At 64.7% G+C, this 20,087-nt stretch carries 18 protein-coding genes; 8 read left to right on the forward strand and 10 right to left on the reverse strand.

Annotated features, from left to right (window positions below; genetic code table 11):
* The 4 genes from narH to IB274_RS24010 form a co-directional block, all read right to left on the reverse strand.
* Entirely contained in the window at positions 1–1,536 is a 1,536-nt protein-coding gene (gene narH, locus IB274_RS23995; protein WP_192435305.1) for a nitrate reductase subunit beta, read from the reverse strand.
* Between the two features lie 11 nt (positions 1,537–1,547).
* Entirely contained in the window at positions 1,548–5,327 is a 3,780-nt protein-coding gene (locus IB274_RS24000; RefSeq protein WP_192435307.1) for a nitrate reductase subunit alpha, read from the reverse strand.
* A gap of 95 nt (positions 5,328–5,422) precedes the next feature.
* Entirely contained in the window at positions 5,423–6,826 is a 1,404-nt protein-coding gene (locus IB274_RS24005) for a NarK family nitrate/nitrite MFS transporter (RefSeq protein ID WP_192435309.1), read from the reverse strand.
* A 12-nt stretch (positions 6,827–6,838) separates the two neighbouring features.
* Complete coding sequence (locus tag IB274_RS24010; RefSeq protein WP_192435311.1) at positions 6,839–8,140, reverse strand: nitrate/nitrite transporter; 1,302 nt, start codon at positions 8,138–8,140, stop codon at positions 6,839–6,841.
* Between the two features lie 173 nt (positions 8,141–8,313).
* Between IB274_RS24010 and IB274_RS24015 the strand changes: the two genes are divergently transcribed.
* From IB274_RS24015 to cmoB, 8 genes are all read left to right on the forward strand, one after another.
* Positions 8,314–10,176 carry a histidine kinase gene (locus IB274_RS24015; RefSeq protein ID WP_192435313.1) on the forward strand — a complete coding sequence of 621 codons (1,863 nt, stop codon included), beginning with the start codon at positions 8,314–8,316 and terminating at the stop codon, positions 10,174–10,176.
* Positions 10,173–10,826: a two-component system response regulator NarL gene (gene narL, locus IB274_RS24020; protein ID WP_192435315.1), complete on the forward strand. Its 654-nt coding sequence runs from the start codon at positions 10,173–10,175 to the stop codon at positions 10,824–10,826. Before IB274_RS24015 ends, narL begins: the two co-directional genes overlap by 4 nt.
* A 199-nt stretch (positions 10,827–11,025) precedes the next feature.
* Positions 11,026–11,421, forward strand: a complete 396-nt coding sequence (locus IB274_RS24025; RefSeq protein WP_192435317.1) for a protease inhibitor I42 family protein — start codon at positions 11,026–11,028, stop codon at positions 11,419–11,421.
* A 121-nt stretch (positions 11,422–11,542) separates the two neighbouring features.
* Positions 11,543–12,217, forward strand: coding sequence for a lysoplasmalogenase (locus IB274_RS24030; protein ID WP_192435319.1), 675 nt, complete (start codon positions 11,543–11,545; stop codon positions 12,215–12,217).
* Position 12,218: 1 nt separating this feature from the next.
* Positions 12,219–12,965, forward strand: coding sequence for a substrate-binding periplasmic protein (locus IB274_RS24035; RefSeq protein WP_192435321.1), 747 nt, complete (start codon positions 12,219–12,221; stop codon positions 12,963–12,965).
* Between the two features lie 87 nt (positions 12,966–13,052).
* Positions 13,053–13,625 (forward strand): hypothetical protein, encoded by a 573-nt coding sequence (locus tag IB274_RS24040; RefSeq protein WP_081517641.1) that lies wholly within the window; start codon positions 13,053–13,055, stop codon positions 13,623–13,625.
* Between the two features lie 113 nt (positions 13,626–13,738).
* On the forward strand, positions 13,739–14,479 hold the full coding sequence (cmoA, locus tag IB274_RS24045; protein WP_192435323.1) for a carboxy-S-adenosyl-L-methionine synthase CmoA: 741 nt from the start codon (positions 13,739–13,741) through the stop codon (positions 14,477–14,479).
* Positions 14,476–15,444, forward strand: coding sequence for a tRNA 5-methoxyuridine(34)/uridine 5-oxyacetic acid(34) synthase CmoB (gene cmoB / locus IB274_RS24050; RefSeq protein ID WP_192435325.1), 969 nt, complete (start codon positions 14,476–14,478; stop codon positions 15,442–15,444). Before cmoA ends, cmoB begins: the two co-directional genes overlap by 4 nt.
* A 113-nt stretch (positions 15,445–15,557) precedes the next feature.
* Here the strand turns inward: cmoB and pdxJ are convergent, their stop codons facing one another.
* The 6 genes from pdxJ to lepB form a co-directional block, all read right to left on the reverse strand.
* On the reverse strand, positions 15,558–16,301 hold the full coding sequence (gene pdxJ, locus IB274_RS24055) for a pyridoxine 5'-phosphate synthase (RefSeq protein ID WP_192435327.1): 744 nt from the start codon (positions 16,299–16,301) through the stop codon (positions 15,558–15,560).
* Positions 16,294–16,998, reverse strand: coding sequence for a DNA repair protein RecO (recO, locus tag IB274_RS24060; RefSeq protein ID WP_192435329.1), 705 nt, complete (start codon positions 16,996–16,998; stop codon positions 16,294–16,296). The genes pdxJ and recO overlap by 8 nt, the downstream gene beginning before the upstream one ends.
* Before the next feature lie 89 nt (positions 16,999–17,087).
* Complete coding sequence (era, locus tag IB274_RS24065) at positions 17,088–18,029, reverse strand: GTPase Era (protein WP_138212455.1); 942 nt, start codon at positions 18,027–18,029, stop codon at positions 17,088–17,090.
* Positions 18,022–18,714, reverse strand: a complete 693-nt coding sequence (rnc, locus tag IB274_RS24070; RefSeq protein ID WP_017517395.1) for a ribonuclease III — start codon at positions 18,712–18,714, stop codon at positions 18,022–18,024. The genes era and rnc overlap by 8 nt, the downstream gene beginning before the upstream one ends.
* Entirely contained in the window at positions 18,711–19,088 is a 378-nt protein-coding gene (locus IB274_RS24075) for a DUF4845 domain-containing protein (RefSeq protein WP_192435331.1), read from the reverse strand. The genes rnc and IB274_RS24075 overlap by 4 nt, the downstream gene beginning before the upstream one ends.
* A 142-nt stretch (positions 19,089–19,230) precedes the next feature.
* Complete coding sequence (gene lepB, locus IB274_RS24080) at positions 19,231–20,085, reverse strand: signal peptidase I (RefSeq protein ID WP_045209774.1); 855 nt, start codon at positions 20,083–20,085, stop codon at positions 19,231–19,233.
* Positions 20,086–20,087 lie beyond the last annotated feature (2 nt).

Raw genomic sequence — 20,087 nt, forward strand, 5'->3', positions numbered from 1 at the left:
TCACTCCTGTATCTGCACGGTCTGGATGACGTTGCGCTTGTCCACGGCCTTGCCGCCGAACAGGTTCACGCCGGAGTTGCTGGAGCAACCGTTGCCAAAGCTGAAGCCGCAACCCGAACGCTCGGCGAAGGCATCCGACAGCGCTTCTTCGCGATGCGCGGTGGGGATGACGAAGCGGTCTTCGTAGTTGGCGATCGCCAGGTAGCGGTACATCTCTTCCACCTGGTTCACGGTCAGGCCGACCTTCTTCAGCACTTCCAGGTCCTGCTTGCCTTCCACGTGCTCGGAACGCTTGTAGGCACGCATGGCCAGCAGGCGCTTGAGGGCCAGCAGCACCGGGGCGGTGTCGCCGGCGGTCAGCAGGTTGGCCAGGTACTGCACGGGGATGCGCAGCGACTCGACGTCCGGGATCACGCCATCGTTGCCGATGTGGCCTTCGGCGGCGGCGTTCTGGATCGGCGACAGCGGCGGCACGTACCAGACCATCGGCAGCGTGCGGTATTCCGGGTGCAGCGGCAGGGCCAGCTTCCAGTCCATGGCCAGCTTGTACACCGGCGACTTCTGCGCGGACTCGATGACGCTGTCCGGTACGCCGTCCTTGCGCGCCTGCTCGATCACCTTCGGGTCGAACGGATCGAGGAAGATCTCCAGCTGCTTCTGGTACAGCTCGCGCTCGTTCTCGCAGGTGGCCACTTCGTGGATGCGGTCGGCGTCATACAGCAGCACGCCGAGGTAGCGGATGCGGCCCACGCAGGTTTCCGAGCAGACGGTCGGCTGGCCGGCTTCGATGCGCGGGTAGCAGAAGATGCACTTCTCGGATTTTCCGCTCTTCCAGTTGAAGTAGATCTTCTTGTACGGGCAGCTGCTGATGCACATGCGCCAGCCGCGGCACTTGTCCTGGTCGATGAGGACGATGCCGTCTTCCTCGCGCTTGTAGATCGCGCCGCTCGGGCACGAGGCCACGCACGCCGGGTTCAGGCAGTGCTCGCACAGGCGCGGCAGGTACATCATGAAGGTGTTTTCGTACTCACCGTAGATGTCCGCCTGGACCTGGTCGAAGTTCTTGTCCTTGCGGCGCTTGGCAAACTCGGTGCCGAGGATTTCTTCCCAGTTGGGGCCCCACTCGATCTTCTGCATGCGCTGGCCGGAGACCAGCGAGCGCGGACGGGCAACCGGCTGGTGCTGGGCCTTGGGCGCGGTGTGCAGGTGCTGGTAGTCGAAGTCGAAGGGCTCGTAGTAGTCATCGATTTCCGGCAGGTCCGGGTTGGCGAAGATGTTCGCCAGCACGCGGAACTTGCCGCCGATGCGCGGGACGATGGAGCCGTCGGCATTGCGCTTCCAGCCGCCCTTCCACTTCTCCTGGTTCTCCCACTCTTTCGGGTAACCGATGCCGGGCTTGGTTTCGACGTTGTTGAACCAGGCGTACTCGACGCCTTCGCGGCTGGTCCAGACGTTCTTGCAGGTGATGGAGCAGGTGTGGCAACCGATGCATTTGTCGAGGTTCAGCACCATGCCGACTTGCGAACGAATTTTCATGGCAGTAATCCTCAAATGTCCTGGGGCAGCGATTGCGGCAGAGCGTCACCGCCCAGTCCGCCCTGCTCCGGCTCGTCGAGCCAGTCGACCTTGTTCATCTTGCGCACCACGACGAACTCGTCGCGGTTGCAGCCGACGGTGCCGTAGTAGTTGAAGCCCCACGCCTGCTGGGCGTAGCCGCCGATCATGTGGGTGGGCTTGAGGACCACGCGGGTCACCGAGTTGTGGTGGCCGCCGCGAGTGCCGGTGGTCTCGCTGCCCGGCAGGTTCACGATGCGCTCCTGGGCGTGGTACATCATCACCATGCCGTCCTTCACGCGCTGGCTGACCACCGCGCGGCAGGTGGCGGCACCGTTGGCGTTGAAGACCTCGACCCAGTCGTTGTCCTCGATGCCTACGCTTTTCGCGTCGTGCTCGCTCATCCAGATGATCGGGCCGCCGCGCGACAGGGTGAGCATCAGCAGGTTGTCGCTGTAGGTGGAGTGGATGCCCCACTTCTGGTGCGGGGTGATCCAGTTCAGGGTGATCTCGGCGTGGCCGTTGGGCTTCTTGTTGAACAGCTTGTCGGTGCTGCGGGTGTTGACCGGCGGCCGGTAGCTGACGAAGCCCTCGCCGAAGGCCTGCATCCAGGGGTGATCCTGGTAGAACTGCTGGCGGCCGGTGAGGGTGCGCCACGGGATCATTTCGTGGACGTTGGTATAGCCGGCGTTGTAGCTCACATGCTCGTCCTCCAGGCCCGACCAGGTGGGGCTGGAGATGATCTTGCGCGGCTGCGCCTGGACGTCGCGGAAGCGGATCTTCTCTTCTTCCTTGGGCAGCGCGAGATGGGTATGGTCGCGGCCGGTGAACTTCGACAGCGCTTCCCAGGCCTTCACGGCGACCTGGCCGTTGGTTTCCGGTGCCAGGGCGAGGATCACCTCGGCGGCGTCGATAGCACTCTCGATGCGCGGGCGGCCTTCGCTGATGCCGGTCTCGGTGACCTTGTGGTTCAGCTCGCCGAGCAGCTTGATTTCCTTGTCGGTGTTCCAGCCGATGCCCTTGCCGCCGTTGCCGAGTTTGTCCAGCAGCGGGCCGAGGGAGGTGAACTTCTTGTAGGTGTTGGGGTAGTCACGCTCGACCACGTGCAGGGTCGGCATGGTGCGGCCGGGAACCGGTTCGCACTCGCCCTTCTTCCAGTCGCTGCCGCCGAACGGCTGCGCGAGTTCGTTGGCGGTGTCGTGCAGCAGCGGCACGGTCACCAGGTCCTTCTCCACGCCCAGGTGGCCGACGGAGACTTCGGAGAACTTCTTGGCAATCGCCTTGTAGATCTCCCAGTCGCTCTTGGCTTCCCAGGCCGGGTCGGTGGCGGCCGACAGCGGGTGGATAAAGGGGTGCATGTCGGAGGTGTTGAGGTCGTCCTTCTCGTACCAGGTCGCGGTCGGCAGGACGATGTCCGAGTACATGCAGGTGGAGGACATGCGGAAGTCGAGGGTGGTGACCAGGTCCAGCTTGCCCTCGGCGCCTTCGTCGACCCAATCCACTTCGCCCGGGCAGGGGCCGCCGGCCTTGCCGAGGTCGTCGTTCATCACGCCGTTCTTCGCGCCCAGCAGGTACTTGAGCATGTACTCGTGACCCTTGCCCGAGGAGCCGAGCAGGTTAGAACGCCAGATGAACATGTTGCGCGGGAAGTTCTGCGGATCGTCCGGCTGCTCGCTGGCCACGCGCAGGTTGCCCGCCTTGAGTTCGCGGACCACGTAGTCCTGCACCGGGATGCCGGCGCGCTCGGCGTCAGCGGCGATGTGCAGCGGGTTGCGGTTGAGCTGCGGGGCGGACGGCAGCCAGCCCATGCGTTCGGCGCGGATGTTGTAGTCCAGCGCGTGCTCGGGGAACTGCTTGGTGTCGGCCAGCGGCGAGAGGACTTCGTGCATCGAAATCTTCTCGTGGCGCCATTGCGAGCTGTGCAGGTAGAAGAAGCTGGTGCCGTTCATCTGCCGCGGCGGACGGCTCCAGTCGGTACCGAAGGCCAGCGGGACCCAGCCGGTCTGCGGGCGGAGTTTTTCCTGGCCGACGTAGTGCGCCCAGCCGCCACCGCTCTGGCCGATGCAGCCGCACATCATCAGCATGTTGATGACCGCGCGGTAGTTCATGTCCATGTGATACCAGTGGTTCATCGCGGCGCCGATGATGACCATGGCCTTGCCATGGGTCTTGTCGGCGCTGTCGGCGAACTCGCGGGCCACCTGGATGGCGCGGGCAGCCGGTACGCCGGTGATGCGGGCCTGCCAGGCCGGGGTGTAGGGCACGTCGGCGTCGGTGTAGGAGGCAGCGACGTTGCCGCCGCCCAGGCCACGGTCGACGCTGTAGTTGGCCATCTGCAGGTCATACACGGTGGCGACGCGCAGGGTCTGGCCGTCGGCGCCGGTGACTTCGCGGAAGGGTACGCGACGCACCAGCACCTCGTCGTTGTCCACGCCCTTGAAGTGCGGGTGTTCCTGGCCGGCGAAGTACGGGAAGCCGACGTCGCAGGCCTTTTCCGGGCCATCGATCAGGGTCAGGGCCAGGCGGGTTTCACGCTTGGCGCCGCCTTCGGTTTCCTCGATGTTCCACTTGCCCGACTCGCCCCAGCGGTAGCCGATGGCGCCGGTGGGCGAAACCAGCTCGCCGGAGATTTCGTCCAGGCCGATGGTCTTCCACTCGGGGTTGTTGTCCTGGCCGAGGTTGTTCGCCAGGTCAGCCGCGCGCAGGTAGCGGGTCGGCTTGAGTACGCCGTCGGTGTGCGGTTCGAGCAGCACCAGCATCGGCATGTCGGTGTACTGGCGGCAGTAATCGACGAAGTAGGCGCTGGGTTTCTCGAGGTGGAATTCCTTGAGGATGACGTGACCAAAGGCCATGCCCAGTGCGGCGTCGGTGCCCTGCTTGGGGTTGAGCCAGAGGTCGGTGAGCTTGGCCACTTCGGAGTAGTCCGGGGTGACGGCCACGGTCTTGGTGCCCTTGTAGCGGACTTCGGTGAAGAAGTGCGCGTCGGGGGTGCGGGTCTGCGGGACGTTGGAGCCCCAGGCGATGATGTAGCTGGAGTTGTACCAATCGGCCGATTCCGGCACGTCGGTCTGCTCGCCCCAGATCTGCGGGGAGGCCGGCGGCAGGTCGCAGTACCAGTCGTAGAAGGACAGGCACACGCCACCGATCAGCGACAGGTAACGGGCGCCAGCGGCGTAGCTGACCATCGACATGGCCGGGATCGGCGAGAAGCCGACTACGCGGTCCGGGCCGTAGGCCTTGGCGGTGTAGACGTTGGCGGCGGCAATGATCTCGGTGACTTCGCTCCAGCTCGAACGGATGAAGCCGCCCAGGCCGCGTTCGCTCTTGTAGCTTTTCGCCTTGGCCTTGTCTTCGACGATGCTGGCCCAGGCGTCCACCGGGTCGTTGTGGGCAGCGCGGGCCTCACGCCAGAGCTTGAGCAGCGGCTTGCGCACCTTGGGGTACTTCAGGCGGTTGGCGCTGTACATGTACCAGGAGTAGCTGGCGCCACGGGGACAGCCGCGTGGCTCGTGGTTGGGCAGGTCCGGGCGGGTACGCGGGTAGTCGGTCTGCTGGGTTTCCCAGGTGATCAGGCCATTCTTCACGTAGATCTTCCAGGAGCACGAGCCAGTGCAGTTCACCCCGTGGGTAGAGCGAACGATCTTGTCGTGCTGCCAGCGCTGCCGGTAACTGTTTTCCCAGGCCCGGCTTTCGTTGGTGACCTCGCCATGACCATCGGCGAATTCACCCTGCTTCTTCTTGAAGAATTGCAGGCGGTCGAGTAGGTAACTCATCTGTATCTCCTCACCCGGTCTGCGCCGGGCGTTCAAACGCTAATCAAGCTCGCGGAACGGTTTGGCGGCGGGCGCAGGCGCGCCCGCCACGGCAATCAGCAGGGGCTTTCGGCGCCCTTGCGCGCGTACCACCACCAGGTGGCGACGATGCAGCTCAGGTAGTACGCGACGAAGACGTAGAGGGCGCCCTCGGCACTGCCGCTCATGTCCAGCGAAGTGCCGAAGGCCTTGGGAATGAAGAAGCCGCCGAAGGCGCCGATGGCAGCGGAGAAACCGATCACCGCAGCCGATTCCATGCTGGCGTTCCTGGTCGCCTGGGCTTCGCTGACGCCACCTTGCTTCAGGCGTGCGGCCCACTCGTTGCGGAAGATCACCGGGATCATCCGGAAGGTGCTGCCGTTGCCGATGCCGGCGAAGAAGAACAGGCCGATGAAGGAACCGAGGAAGCCGAAGAAGCTGCCGGCGTTGCCGGCGCTGGGCAGGAAGCTGATCACCGCGAACACGCCGGCGATCATTGCCGCGTAGTTCCACAGGGTGATGCGCGCGCCGCCGAACTTGTCCGCCAGCCAGCCACCCAGCGGGCGGCTCAGGGCGCCGACCAGCGGGCCGAGGAAGGCGTACTGCAGCGGGTTGATGTCCGGGAACTGGGTCTTGCTGAGCATGGCGAAGCCGGCGGAGAAGCCGATGAACGAGCCGAAGGTGGCCACGTACAGCCAGCACATCAGCCAGTTGTGCTTGCGCTTGAAGATCACCGACTGGTCGCGGAAGGAAGCCTTGGCATCAGCGATGTCGTTCATGCCGAACCAGGCGGCCACCGAGACCACGGCGATGAAGGGCACCCAGATCCAGCCGGCGTTCTGCAGGAACAGGCGACCACCGTCCGACAGCTGCTGCGGCTCGCCACCGAAGGCGCCGAACAGGCCACCGGCCACGGCCAGCGGCACAGCGAACTGCATCACCGAGACGCCCAGGTTACCCAGGCCGGCGTTCAGGCCCAGGGCGGTGCCCTGCTGGTTCTTGGGGTAGAAGAAGCTGATGTTGGACATGCTCGATGCGAAGTTGCCGCCGCCGAAGCCGCACAGCAGCGCGATGGTCGCGAACACCCAGTACGGGGTGCTCGGGTCCTGTACGGCGAAGCCCAGCCAGAGGCAGGGGATCAGCAGCGAGGCGGTAGACAGCGCGGTCCAGCGGCGGCCGCCGACCATCGGCACCATGAAGGAGTAGAACACCCGCAACGTGGCGCCGGAGATCGACGGCAGCGCGGCGAGCAGAAACAGCTGGTCGTTGCTGAAGCTGAAGCCGGCGGCGTTCAGGCGCACGGTGACGGTGCTCCAGATCATCCACACAGCGAAGGCGAGCAGCAGCGCGGGAATCGAGATCCACAGGTTGCGTGCGGCGATGCGCTTGCCGCTGCGCGCCCAGAACTCGGGATCCTCGGGGCGCCAGTCGATCAGCAGCGGACCGCTGGCGGCTTTGAGTTGGGAATTGATCATGCCCATGACGGCACTACCTCAGGATTGACGAGAAGGAATGGGGGTAGCGTCGACGTCGGCCGCCTGGGCCTGGCCATCGAGGCGTTGCTGCTGTTTGATCGCGTAATGCATCCAGACCATGCAGATCACGGTCAGGCCGAACAGCAACATGAAGCAGGAGGAGCGCACGCCGATGTGGTCGGCGGCGTAGCCGAACAGGATCGGCAGGCAGAAGCCGCCGAGCCCGCCGATGACCCCGACCATGCCGCCAACGGTGCCCATGTTCTGCGGGTAGTAGTCGTGGATGATCCGGTACACGCTGGCCTTGCCGAAGCCCTGGGCGATTCCCACGACGAACACCAGAAAGGTGAAGAGCCAGACGTTCAGGCCGATGCCGAGGCTGACGTCGCCCCGGATGCCGTGGATGGTCATGGTGGTCGGCGGGTACGAGAGGAAGAACAGGCAGACCAGGCAGATCCAGAACACGCCCCAGTTCACCGCACGAGCGCCGTAGTTGTCGCTGAACCAGCCGCCCAGGGCGCGGATCAGGCCCGACGGCAGGGTGAACAGCATGGTGATGAAGGAGGCGGTGCGCAGGTCCAGGCCGTACTCGGCGATGTAGTACTTGGGCAGCCACAGGGCCAGGGCGACGAAGCCGCCGAAGACGAAGAAGTAGTACAGGCCGAAGCGCCACACGCGCAGCTCGCCCAGCGGTGCCAGTTGCTTGGCCAGTGTCGGGCGCGGACGGCTCGGGTCGGCGTCGCCGCCCTTGGTATGGGCCGGGTCGGTCCAGGTGCAGAACCAGAACAGCAGCGCGGTCACCAGCATGGCCACCGAGTAGATCTGCGGGACCATGCGCCAGCCGAAGGCGACCACGATCATCGGCGCCACCAGGTTGGTGATCGCCGCACCGGCGTTGCCGGCGCCGAAGATGCCCATAGCGGTGCCCTGGCGTTCCTTCTCGAACCACGAGGAGGTGTAGGCGATGCCCACGGCGAAGGAGCCACCGGCCAGGCCGACGAACAGACCCAGTACCAGGTAGTGCCAGTAGAGGGTGGCGAAGGCCAGGCCGTAGATCGGGATGGCCACCAGCAGCATGTGGATGAAGAACACGATGCGCCCGCCGAAGCGGTCGGTGATCAAGCCCAGCGGCAGGCGAACCAGCGAACCGGTAAGAATCGGCAGCGCCACCATCAGGCCGAACTGCGCCTCGGACAGGCCCAGCTCTTCCTTGATGCGGATACCGATGATCGAAAACATCGTCCAGACCGCGAAGTTCACGGCGAACGCCAGTGTGCTCATGCCGAGCACGGAGTACTGTTTCTGACGGTGGGACAACATGGCTAAGCTCACTTCCAGACGGTCTTTGCCCGCACGTTAGGTAAGGACCAGCCGCCTTCTCTTGATCGCCATCAATGAGCCAAACCGCGATTCATGAGCAGATGCGCGCCGCTACCTCCTTGTGGGTATCACCGAAAAGAATGCTTAACACATTGTTTTAAAAGGCATTTATTATGAACACGGCACGCACTGCCGACCCTACCGGCAACGACCGACTCTTTGTGGGTAGTCCCCCTGCCGGGCGCCCCTCCCTGCGCAAATCCATCGTCGTGCGCTTTGGTTGCTACCTCACCCTGCTGGTATCACTGGCCCTGGCCGGGATGTTCAGCGCCCTGCTGTTCGCCGACTATTCGCATCAGGATGCCGCGGTGATCAACCAGGCTGGCTCGCTGCGGATGCTCACCTACCGCCTGGCGCTGGACCCGTCGCCGATCAACCGCCAGTCCCTGCAATCGACCCTCGCCGCGCGCCTGGACAACGACGAGATCACCCGCCTGCTGCGCCGCTCCGATGCCGACGCGCCGATCCGCCAGCAGCACGACCGGTTGCGCACGGAACTGCAGAACCTCGACCTCTCCGAAGCGCCGGCCCTGGCCACCCTGGACACCTTCGTCGGACACATCGACGACTTCGTCGGCACCCTGCAGCGCAACGCCGAGTACCGCTCGCAGATGCTCAGCACGGTGCAGGGCCTGTGCCTGTTCCTCAGCCTGCTGGTGGTGTTCATCAGCCTCTACGACCTGAGCTACCACGTCGTCGGCCCGCTGCGCGAACTGACCACCACCGCCCGCCGACTGGGCGAAGGCGACCTCGATGCCAGGGTCAGCAGCAGCGGTGAAGACGAGCTGAGCCAGCTTGGCGAGCGCTTCAACCAGATGGCCGCGGAACTGCAGACCAGCTACCGCGAGCTGGAAGCGCGGGTGGAAGACAAGACCCGCGATCTCTCCAACAGTCACCAGCGCCTGGAACTGCTCTACGACAGCGCCCGCCGCCTCGGCCAGGACCCGTACGACGAGCGCTCGCTGCAGCCGCTGCTGAATCAGCTGGAGCGCGTGCTGCAGGCTGGCAAGGTGACCCTGTGCCTGAACAAGGACGGCGTCGAGCGCGCCTACTCCTCGCTCACCACCGACGGCATCACCGGCAGTTTCTGCCTGCAGGGCAACTGCGGCGAATGCCGCGCCCAGGCCGAGAACTGCAACAACCCGATCCGCGGCATCAACCCGCTGCTGATGCAGCCGCTGTCCATCGGCGAGCACCGCTTCGGCGAGCTGTTCATCGAGACCCCCGACGGCCACCTCGAAGACTGGCAACAGCAGTTCGTCGAGGGCTTCTGCGACAACATCGCGCGCACCTTCGCACTGTCCCTGCAACAGGAGCAGGAGAACCGCCTGGCGTTGTTCGCCGAGCGCAGCACCATCGCCCGCGAGCTGCACGATTCGCTGGCGCAGTCGCTGTCCTACCTGAAGATCCAGGTCAGCCGCCTGACTACCCTGCTCAAGCGCGACGTGCCGGCCCAGAAGATCGACGAGACCCTCGACGAACTGCGCGAAGGGCTCAACAGCGCCTATCGCCAATTGCGCGAGCTGCTCACCACCTTCCGCCTGAGCCTTGAGCAATCCAGCCTGGAAGCGGCACTGGTGAAGACCGTGGCGGAGTTCGGCGAGCGCGGCGATCTGTCCATAGAACTGGACAACCGCCTGGCGCATATCCCGCTCAACCCCAATGAAGAAATCCACGTCCTGCAGATCGTCCGCGAAGCGCTGTCCAACGTGGTGCGCCACGCCCAGGCGACGCAGGCGAAGGTCACCCTCTTCGAGGATGCCGAGGACCAGGTGTGCATCACCGTGGACGATGATGGAGTCGGCTTTGACGCAGCGCAGAGCCGCAATGGGCATTATGGGCTTAGCATCATGCAGGAGCGCAGTCAGACCCTGGAAGCCACCTTCACCATCGCCCCGCGCGAGTCGCAGGGCACCCGCGTCAGTGTGCGCTTTGCCCACAAACCCCTGTCGCAATACCCGGAGACCCACCCATGACGGCCACCCCCACCGATGACCGCGCGCGCATCCTGCTCGTCGACGACCACCCGATGATGCGCAAGGGCGTGGTCCAACTGCTGGAGTTCGAGGACGACCTGGAAGTGGTGGGCGAAGCCGGCAGTGGCGAGGAGGCGCTACGCATGGCCGCGGAGCTGGAACCGGACATGATCCTGCTCGACCTCAACATGAAGGGCATGACCGGCCTCGACACCCTGCGCGCCATGCGCGAGAACGGCGAAGACGCGCGCATCGTGGTGTTCACCGTTTCCGATGACCGCAACGACGTGATCAACGTGCTGCGCGCCGGCGCCGACGGCTACCTGCTCAAGGACATGGAACCTGAACGTCTGCTGGAGCACATCCGCCAGGCCGCCACCGGCCAGCTCACCATCAGCCCGCAGCTGACCCAGGTACTGGCCCAGGCTCTGCGCGGCGACGACAGGCCCAAGGGCATCGAGGAACTCACCGACCGCGAGCGGCAGATCCTGCGCCAGCTCTCCCACGGCTATAGCAACAAGATGATCGCGCGCAAACTCGACATCACCGAAGGCACGGTGAAGGTTCATGTGAAGCGTGTGCTGCACAAGCTGGGGATGCGCTCGCGGGTAGAGGCGGCGGTTTGGGCGGTGGAGAACCACCTCGTCTGACCGCCACGGCTCTTCAGCGTACCACCGCGAATCAAAATGCGTCCTCTGTTGTAGCGGGCCATGCCCGCGATCGCGCGCATGGCGCGCTCCTACAGGCTGGCGCCACCACCGCGCGAAATGCGCGCTTCCCCACGAAACCTCTACTTCTCACATGATTGCGGTATCCTGCGGCGCAACCTGTCCCCTCCCAGGAGCCGTCATGCCGTCGTACCGCTCGTTGCTGCCCCTCACCCTGGCCCTGCTCGCCGGCTGCGCCGGGCAGACCAAGCCCGTGGTCACCCTGGAAGACGCCGCCGACTGCAAGCCGCTGAAACTGCACACCGGCCAGGAGCTGGTGCTGATCCTGCCGAGCAACCCAACCACCGGTTTCCGCTGGGAGATGCGCAACGCTGCCAACGGCCTGCTGCGCGCCCTCGGCCCGGAGGTCTACAGCAATCCGGAAGACGCAGGTCTGGTCGGCAGCGCCGGCGAATCCACCTGGCGCTTCCGCGTGACCGCTCCCGGCGAAGACACACTGGAATTGGCCTACCGCCGCCCCTGGGAAGCCGAAGTAGCCCCGGCGAAGACCTTCATCTGCCCGATCAGCGTCAAGTAAAGCGCGCGCTCAGCAGACCCTCAACCGGCGCCAAAAGCCGCCCGCGCTGACGCCTTCGGCCTGTGGGCCGGGCGCCGCGCTGGGGCACAGTGGGCGTTCATTTTCTTCGGGAGGGAACCCCATGCGCTGGGCACTCTTGGCACTCATCGGCGGTGCCGCCTACCTGTTCGCCGTCACCTTCGACTTGCCCACGCTGCGCATGCTGTGCAAGCCGCTACCGGCGCTGGCCATGCTGCTGTGGATTCTCGCCACGCCCGCCGACGGCTATCGCCGCTGGGTCGCCATCGGCCTGGTGCTGTCGATGCTTGGCGACATCCTGCTGGAGTGGCCGATCAACGCCTTCGTGCCCGGCCTCGCCGCCTTCCTGCTGGCACATCTTGCGTACCTGGTCGCCTACCTGGGCGACACCCGCCGTTTCGCCCCGCTCGGGCTGCTGGTTGCAGGCAGCATGGGTGGCGGCCTGTTCTCCCTGCTCTACAGCCGCGGTCTCGGCCCGCTGCTGCTGCCCATCGCGCTATACAGCCTGACCATCAGCGCCATGCTCTGGCGCGCCGTTGCCCGCCTTGGCGTGCCCACGATCACCAAGGCCAGCCAGGCGTTCGCTGCCCTGGGCGCGCTGCTGTTCGTCAGCTCCGATTCGATGATCGGCATCAGCCGCTTCGTCGCTGCTTTCGACGGCTCCTCCTACGCCATCATGCTCACCTACTGGCTCGGCCAGTTCGGTATTGCCGCGTCCGTCACATCCCGTCATATCGCTCTGCCATACTCGGAAAGACAAACCACTTCCCGGGCCTGACATGCTGCGAATCGCTTCACCGCTGCTGCTACTTTGTTCGGCGCTGGCCAGCGCCGAACCCCTGCGCCTGGCCGGCGATGACTGGTGCCCTTACCTCTGCCCGAACGACCCGGACAAGCCCGGCTACCTGCTCGAAGCGCTCGGCCGGGTGCTGCCACAACCACCCCGCTTCGAGCCCCTGCCCTGGCCTCGCGCCCTGCAGATGGCCCGCGAGGGGCTGGTGGATGGCGTGGTCGGCGCCTACAGCGAAGAGTCCGCGGAGCTGCTGATCGGCGAGGAGCCCATCGGCTGGGTGACCATGCGTTTCTACGTGCGCAACGACAATCCCTGGACCTGGAAAGGTCCGGCCTCGCTGAGCAGCCAGTCCATCGGGCTGGCCCAAGGCTATTCCTACGGCAAGGAGCTGGACGACTGGCGCGACGAGCACCTGGCCAACCATGAACAGGTGCAGGTGCTCAGCGGCGAGAAGGTGCTCGAACGCAACCTCCAGAAGCTGCTGCTCGGGCGCATCACAGTGCTGCTTGAGGACAGCCAGATCGTCGAGCACTACCTGCAGCGCCATGGCCTCTCGGAGCGCATTCAAGCGGCCGGCGAGCTCGCCGATAAACGTCCTATGTACGTCGCGCTAAACCCGCGCCTGGAAAGCGTGCAAGAGCGCCTGGCCGACCTCGACGAGGGCCTGCGCGAGCTGCGCCGCAACGACCAGTGGAAACCCCTGATGCAGGGTTACGGCATCGCCGTTGACTAGTCCTGCGAAGGCGTGAGAAAAGTCCGGCAGGGCCCTCTGTCATCGGCTATAGATCAATCAATAAGAGACTGGGAAAAGGGGAGCTCCATGCGTGCAGTAGTTCGCTCCATGTTGTTGCTGGGAGCCTGCCTGACACTCTCGGCCTGTGGCAGTCTGTTGCCCAGCGAACGCGCGGAAGTGCAGTCACCATTCCTGGATTACCAGGATGCACAGAGCCGCTACAACCAGGTCGACCCTGGCAAGACCACCAAGTCGCAGCTCTACGCACTGGGATTCGACCCGCTGTCCCAGGGCAACGCCAAGATGCTTTCGTTCATCGACGTGCGCCTGCTCTTCGTGCAGCCCAACATCCCCATCGACTACTTGCCCGACGGCCTGGTGACCTGCCTGCAGGCCAAGGATCGCTGCGTCGGCTATGCCTTCGACTTCAACAAGACCGACAGCCAGCGCGTGGGCAGTTTCTGGGCCGACATCTTCAACTTCCGCAAGCGCCGCCAGGTGCAGGGCTGGTCGTTCCGCCCGGTGTTCGTGCTGATCGACGACGTGGTGGTGCACAAGACCAGCAACGGCGAGCCGAACATCCGCCGCATGGAAGACAAGAAGAACCCCCTCGGCCCACTGCAGGGCGCCGGCGAATACTTCTCCGACCAGCTCAAGTGACCCTCGTCCGCTAACGGTTGGGCGCACCTCGCGCCTCGGCTACAATGCGCGCCCCGGCAAACCGGGCGCGCCGCGCCTGGTTGCCTGTTCAGCGTAACGAGGCCCCATCCAGCGTGAGCGAATCCGACCGCATCTTCGCCCAGCCGCAAGCCCAGGTTCCCGACTTCACCTTCAACGAGGACGTGGTGCGCGTCTTCCCGGACATGATCAAACGATCCGTGCCGGGCTACCCCACCATCGTCGAGAACATCGGCGTGCTCGGCGCGCGCTTCGCTGCGCCGAACAGCGTGCTCTACGACCTCGGCTGCTCGCTGGGCGCCGTGACCCAGGCGCTGCGCCGCCACGTGAAGACCGAAGGCTGCCGCGTCATCGGCGTCGACAACTCCGCACCGATGATCGAGCGCTGCGGCGAATACCTGCGCGCCCAGGATGCCATGCACCAGGAACTACTGCCGGTCGAGCTGATCGAGGCGGACATCCTCAAGCTGGACCTCAAGCCCTGCTCGCTGATCGCGCTGAACTTCACCCTGCAGTTCATCGCCCCCGAACAACGCCTGGAACTGCTCAGCCGCCTACGCAGCGCCCTGCTGCCCGGTGGCGCGCTGATCCTCTCGGAAAAACTGCGCTTCGCCGACGAGCAGGAGCACGAGTTGCTCACCGACCTGCACATCGACTTCAAGCGCGCCAATGGCTACAGCGAACTGGAAATCGCCCAGAAGCGCACCGCCATCGAGAACGTCATGCGCCCCGATACCTTGGATACCCACCGCGAGCGCCTGCTGGCCGCCGGTTTCTCCAAGGTCGTGCTCTGGTTCCAGTGCCTCAACTTCGCCTCCCTGATTGCCCTGCCATGATCGAACGCTTCGACCTCGACCGCCTGCGCCTTGAACTGGCCGGCACGCCACTGGAATCCTGGGCCGCCTCGTTGCCCGCGCAATTGGCCAGCAAGGTCGACGATGGCCACGGCGATCTCGAACGCTGGCTGGCCGCGGTGGACCGCCTGCCGCCGCTGCAAGCCGACGCCGTCGAGTTGCGCGAGCGCTTCAACCTCGAAGGCGCCTGCGGCGAGGACACCCGCGCACAGCTCAAGCTCGCCCTGCAAGGGCTGATTCCGTGGCGCAAGGGGCCGTTCAACCTGTTCGGTATCCACATCGACACGGAATGGCGCTCGGACTGGAAATGGGAGCGCGTTTCGCCGCACATCGATCTGGTAGGCAAGCGCGTCCTCGACGTTGGCTGCGGCAACGGTTACTACCAGTGGCGCATGCTCGGCGCCGGCGCGCGCAGCGTAGTGGGCGTGGACCCGAACTGGCTGTTCTTCTGCCAGTTCCTCGCGATGAAGCGCTACCTGCCGGACCTGCCGGCCTGGCACCTGCCCTTCGCCCTGGAAGACCTGCCCGAGAAACTGGAAGGCTTCGACACGGTGTTCTCCATGGGCGTGCTCTACCACCGCCGCTCGCCCATCGACCACCTGCTGGCGCTCAAGGACTGCCTGCGCCGTGGCGGCGAACTGGTGCTGGAAACCCTGGTGGTGGAAGGCGACGTGAACACCGTGCTGGTGCCGGAGGACCGCTACGCGCAGATGCGCAACGTGTGGTTCCTGCCCTCGGTGCCTGCGCTTGAGCTGTGGCTGCGCCGCGCGGGCTTCACCGACGTGCGCAGCGTGGACATCAGCCGCACCTCGGTGGAGGAACAGCGCGCCACCGAGTGGATGCGCTACCAGTCGCTGCCGGACTTCCTCGATCCGGACGACCACAGCCGTACCCTAGAAGGCCTGCCGGCGCCGCTGCGCGCTACGCTGGTGGCGCGCAAGCCCTGAGCTGCCCAGGTCGAATTAGAACGTAGGGCGCATAACGCCCGAGGCGTTATCCGCCGTGGCGGCGGATAACCCGTTCCGGGTTATGCGCCCTACGATGTCGAATCAGACCGCGATCAGCGATTCGCCGCCGCCACGATCAGCGCCTTCATCTCGGCAACCGCCTGCTTGAAGCCCACGAACAGCGCATGTGCGACGATGGCGTGGCCGATGTTCAGCTCGTTGATCCCGGCGATGGCCGCGACGGGCTCGGCGTTGTGGTAATGCAGGCCGTGGCCGGCGTTGACGATCAGGCCATGGGACAGACCGAACTCCACGCCATCGCGGATGCGCGCCAGCTCATGGGCAGCTTCGGCCGGATTGTGCGCGTCGGCATAGCGACCGGTGTGCAACTCCACCGCCGGCGCACCAATGCGGGCAGAAGCCTCGATTTGACGTTGATCCGGATCGATGAACAGCGACACCTCGCAGCCAGCGGCCGACAGGCGCTGCACCGCTTCGCGGATGCGTGCTTCCTGGCCGGCGACATCCAGGCCACCTTCGGTGGTCAGTTCCTGGCGAGTCTCCGGCACCAGGCAGACGTGGGCCGGACGGATGATCTCGGCGAACTTCATCATCTCCTCGGTCACGCCCATCTCGAAGTTCATGCGGGTCTGCAGCACTTCGGCGAGCACGCGCACATCGCGGTCCTGGATGTGCCGGCGATCCTCGCGCAGGTGCACGGTGATGCCGTCAGCCCCGGCTTCCTCGGCGTCCAGCGCGGCTTTCACCGGGTCGGGATAACGGGTACCGCGGGCCTGACGCAGGGTGGCGACGTGGTCGATGTTCACGCCCAGCAGGATACGATTGGCTTCAGTCACGGGAGTTGTCCTTGCGATTCATGAAGAGCTCGCGGCTGACCAGCGGTCGGCCGCCAAGATGGGGAGCGAGCGCCTGGCGCATCAGGCGCTTGGCCGCCGCCAGGGCGCCCGGGGCGTTCCAGTCGGCTTCGGCCATGGCCAGCAGGTCGGCACCATGGAACAGCCCCGGCTGCAGGCTGCCGACCGGTTCGAGGCCCGCGTCGGGCAGCAGGCGGTAGAGTCCGTTGGGCGCTACCGCCTGACCGACGATATCGGTGTCCAGGGAAAAACCATAGCCCAGGTCGTCCAGCAACCGCCATTCGAACGAGCGCAGCAGCGGTTCCAGTGGACTGCCGGCGGCCAGCAGCGGCAGGGTCGCACGGTAGTGCTCGAACAGCACGGGATGCGGGTCTTCAACGGGCAGCAGGCGGACCATCAGCTCGTTCAGGTACAGGCCGCTGAACAGCGCTTCGCCACTGAGCAGGTTGGGGATGCCGTTGGGCTCCAGGCGCACGACATTCTTCAGGTCGCTGCGCCCGCGGAATTCGCCCTCCAGGGGCACGAACGGTCGCGCCAGTGCTCCAGCCTTGCCCCGCGCGCCACGCAGAACGGCGCGCAAGCGCCCCTGCGGGGTGAAGAAATCCACCAGCGCGCTGGTTTCCTTGTAGGGACGGCTGTGCAGGACGAAGGCGGCTTGGGCAGTAGAAGCGAGGCTCATGGCGCTGCGCCTGGAGTGGGAAGTCGGGAGGCGGGCGCGCTCAGGCGCCCGAAGGGTGCGCCCCGCGAATGCTCGCGGGGCGCTGAAGGTCAGAGGTCGCCGTAGCCCAGCGAACGCAGTGCGCGCTCGTCGTCGGACCAGCCGCCTTTCACTTTCACCCAGAGGTTGAGCATGACTTTGGAGTCGAACAGCACTTCCATGTCCTTGCGGGCGTTCTGACCGATGCTTTTGATGCGATCGCCCTTGTCGCCGATGATGATCTTCTTCTGGCCGTCGCGTTCCACCAGGATCAGCGCATGGATGTGCAGGATCGGACCGTCCTGCTTGAACTCTTCGATCTCCACGGCGACCTGGTATGGCAGCTCGGCGCCCAGCTGGCGCATGATCTTCTCGCGCACCAGTTCGGCGGCGAGGAAGCGGCTGCTGCGGTCGGTGATCTGATCTTCCGGGAAGAAGTGGTCATTTTCCGGCAGACGCTCGGCCACCAGACCTTCGAGCACGTCGAGGTTCTGCCCGTGCTGGGCGGAAATCGGCACGACTTCGGCGTTGGGCAGTTGCTCGGCCAGCCACTGCAGGTGCGGCAGCAGCTCGCCCTTGTCTTCCATGCGGTCGACCTTGTTCACCGCCAGCAGGACCGGGCAGCTCACGTACTTGACCTTGTCGTAGACCATCTGGTCTTCGTCGGTCCAGCGGTTGCGGTCGACGACGAAGATCACCACGTCGACGTCCTTCAGCGCGGCGCTGGCCGAACGGTTCATGTAGCGGTTCAGCGCCTTGTCGTTGTCCTTGTGCAGGCCGGGGGTGTCGACATACACCGCCTGCACGTCACCCTCGGTCTTGATGCCCAGCAGGGTGTGGCGCGTGGTCTGCGGCTTGCGCGAGGTGATCGCCAGCTTCTGCCCGAGGATGTGGTTGAGCAGAGTCGACTTGCCTACGTTGGGGCGGCCGACGATGGCAACGTAACCGCAACGAACGGTTCCTGCTTCATCGTGCTCGGATGGGTCGTGCTGGTCTTGCTCGTGCTCACTCATGGCCATTCTCCACACCCAGGGCTGCCAGCGCGGCGGCGGCTGCCACCTGCTCGGCGATGCGGCGGCTACCGCCGTGACCGTGGGTCTTATCGTTCAGCAGGGCCACCTCGCACTCTACGAAGAAAGTGCGGCAATGCGGTTCGCCCTGGATATCCACCACGTCGTAACGCGGCAGTTCGCACCCGCGGGACTGCAGGAATTCCTGCAGGCGGGTCTTGGGGTCCTTGTTGGTATCCACCGGGGTCAGCTCGCGCAGTTGCGGGCCAAGCCAGTCCATGATCCGCTCACGGGCGGAATCCATGCCAGTGTCCAGATAGATGGCGCCAATCAGCGCCTCCATGGCGTCAGCCAGGATCGACTCGCGACGATAACCGCCGCTCTTCAGCTCACCCGAGCCCAGTCGCAGGTAATCCCCGATCTCGAAACCGCGGGCCAGCAGGGCCAGAGTCTCGCCTTTCACCAGTCGCGCGCGCAGGCGCGACAGTTGGCCTTCGCGGGCCTGGGGAAAGTGGGTGAACAGGGCTTCGCCGATGACGAAGTTGAGGATGGCGTCACCGAGGAACTCCAGGCGCTCGTTGTTGCGCCCGGCGAAACTGCGATGGGTCAGCGCCAGGACCATCAGGTCCTGGTCGCGGAAGGTGTAGCCAAGCTTGCGCTCGAGTCGATCCAGACTGTTGTTACTCACGGCATTCGTACACGGAATTCTTTGTCAAATTTGACCACCAGGTCGATGTTTTGCACCAGCGGCTCGCGTTTTTCGTATTTCAGGTGGGCGCGGAACTCGTTGTTCTCGAGTTTCACGTCCAGCGCGTCATCCAGCTTGAGGTCGCGGATGTTGTTGAGCATCAGTGCCTTGTCCACATAGGAGTAGAACTCCGGAACGGTACGCACTTCGGCAGCCTTGTCGGTTTCCACCGAGGTGATGGCCTTCTCGATGGCGTAGTAGTCCAGGTAATGCGGAATGATCTTGAACGCGGCACTGGCGAGAAACGCCACGATGGCGAGCACGACCAGCCAACCCAGCAACGACATTCCCTTCTGCGAACGTGCGTACGTCATATCGACCTCATGTCGGTATCTTTCTTATTTGCCCGCCAACCACGACGGGTCCAAGTGAAGCGGGGCTGCCTCGCTCCCCGCGTGCAGCCCCGCCTTTTTCTAGCACCGTTCCAGCCTTGCCGGCCTGCAACGTCTCACAAGTTTAGTGAATCACGCCGACTCGCGAGAAATTCGGCAGATTGCGCATCTTCGGATCCGGCCAGCTCATCCACACCGCAAAGGCCTTGCCGACGATATTGCGGTCCGGAACCATGCCCAGCAGGTCCTTCGGAATCTTCGGATCGTTCCAGTAGCGGCTGTCGTTGGAGTTGTCGCGGTTGTCGCCCATCATGAAGTAATGGCCAGCCGGCACTTTCCACTGCTTGCCCGGCTCGATGCGGAAGCGGGTCATTTCCTTGCGGATCATGTGCTCCACCGCGCCCAGCTTCTCCTGGTACAGGGTCACGCTGCCCAGGGTGCCCGGCTCCTCGCCCACCAGCGACTCGGCCACGGCCTGGTCGTTGATGAAAAGGCGCTTGTCGCTGGTGTAGCGGATGGTGTCGCCCGGCACGCCGATGACACGCTTGATGTAGTTGATGTTCGGGTCACTGGGGTAGCGGAACACCATGACATCGCCACGCTGCGGGTCACCCACCGGGATCACCTTGGTGTCGAGCACCGGCAGGCGGATGCCGTAGGCGAACTTGTTCACCAGGATGAAATCGCCCACTTCCAGGGTCGGCTTCATCGAACCCGACGGGATCTGGAAGGGCTCGACGAGGAACGAACGCAGCACCAGCACGATGAACAGCACCGGGAAGAACGACTTGCCGTACTCGACGAGCACCGGCTCCTTGTTCAGTTTCTCCAGCACTTCCGGGTCAGCTTCGCTGACCGATCCTTCATAGGCGGAAATGGCCGCCCGGCGACGCGGCGCGAACAGCACCAGGTCCACCAGGGCGAGAACGCCACATACCGCAACGGCAATCACCAGCAACAGCGGGAAATTCAGGGTCATAG

This window comes from Pseudomonas sp. PDM18 (genome assembly GCF_014852585.1).
GTDB lineage: Bacteria > Pseudomonadota > Gammaproteobacteria > Pseudomonadales > Pseudomonadaceae > Pseudomonas.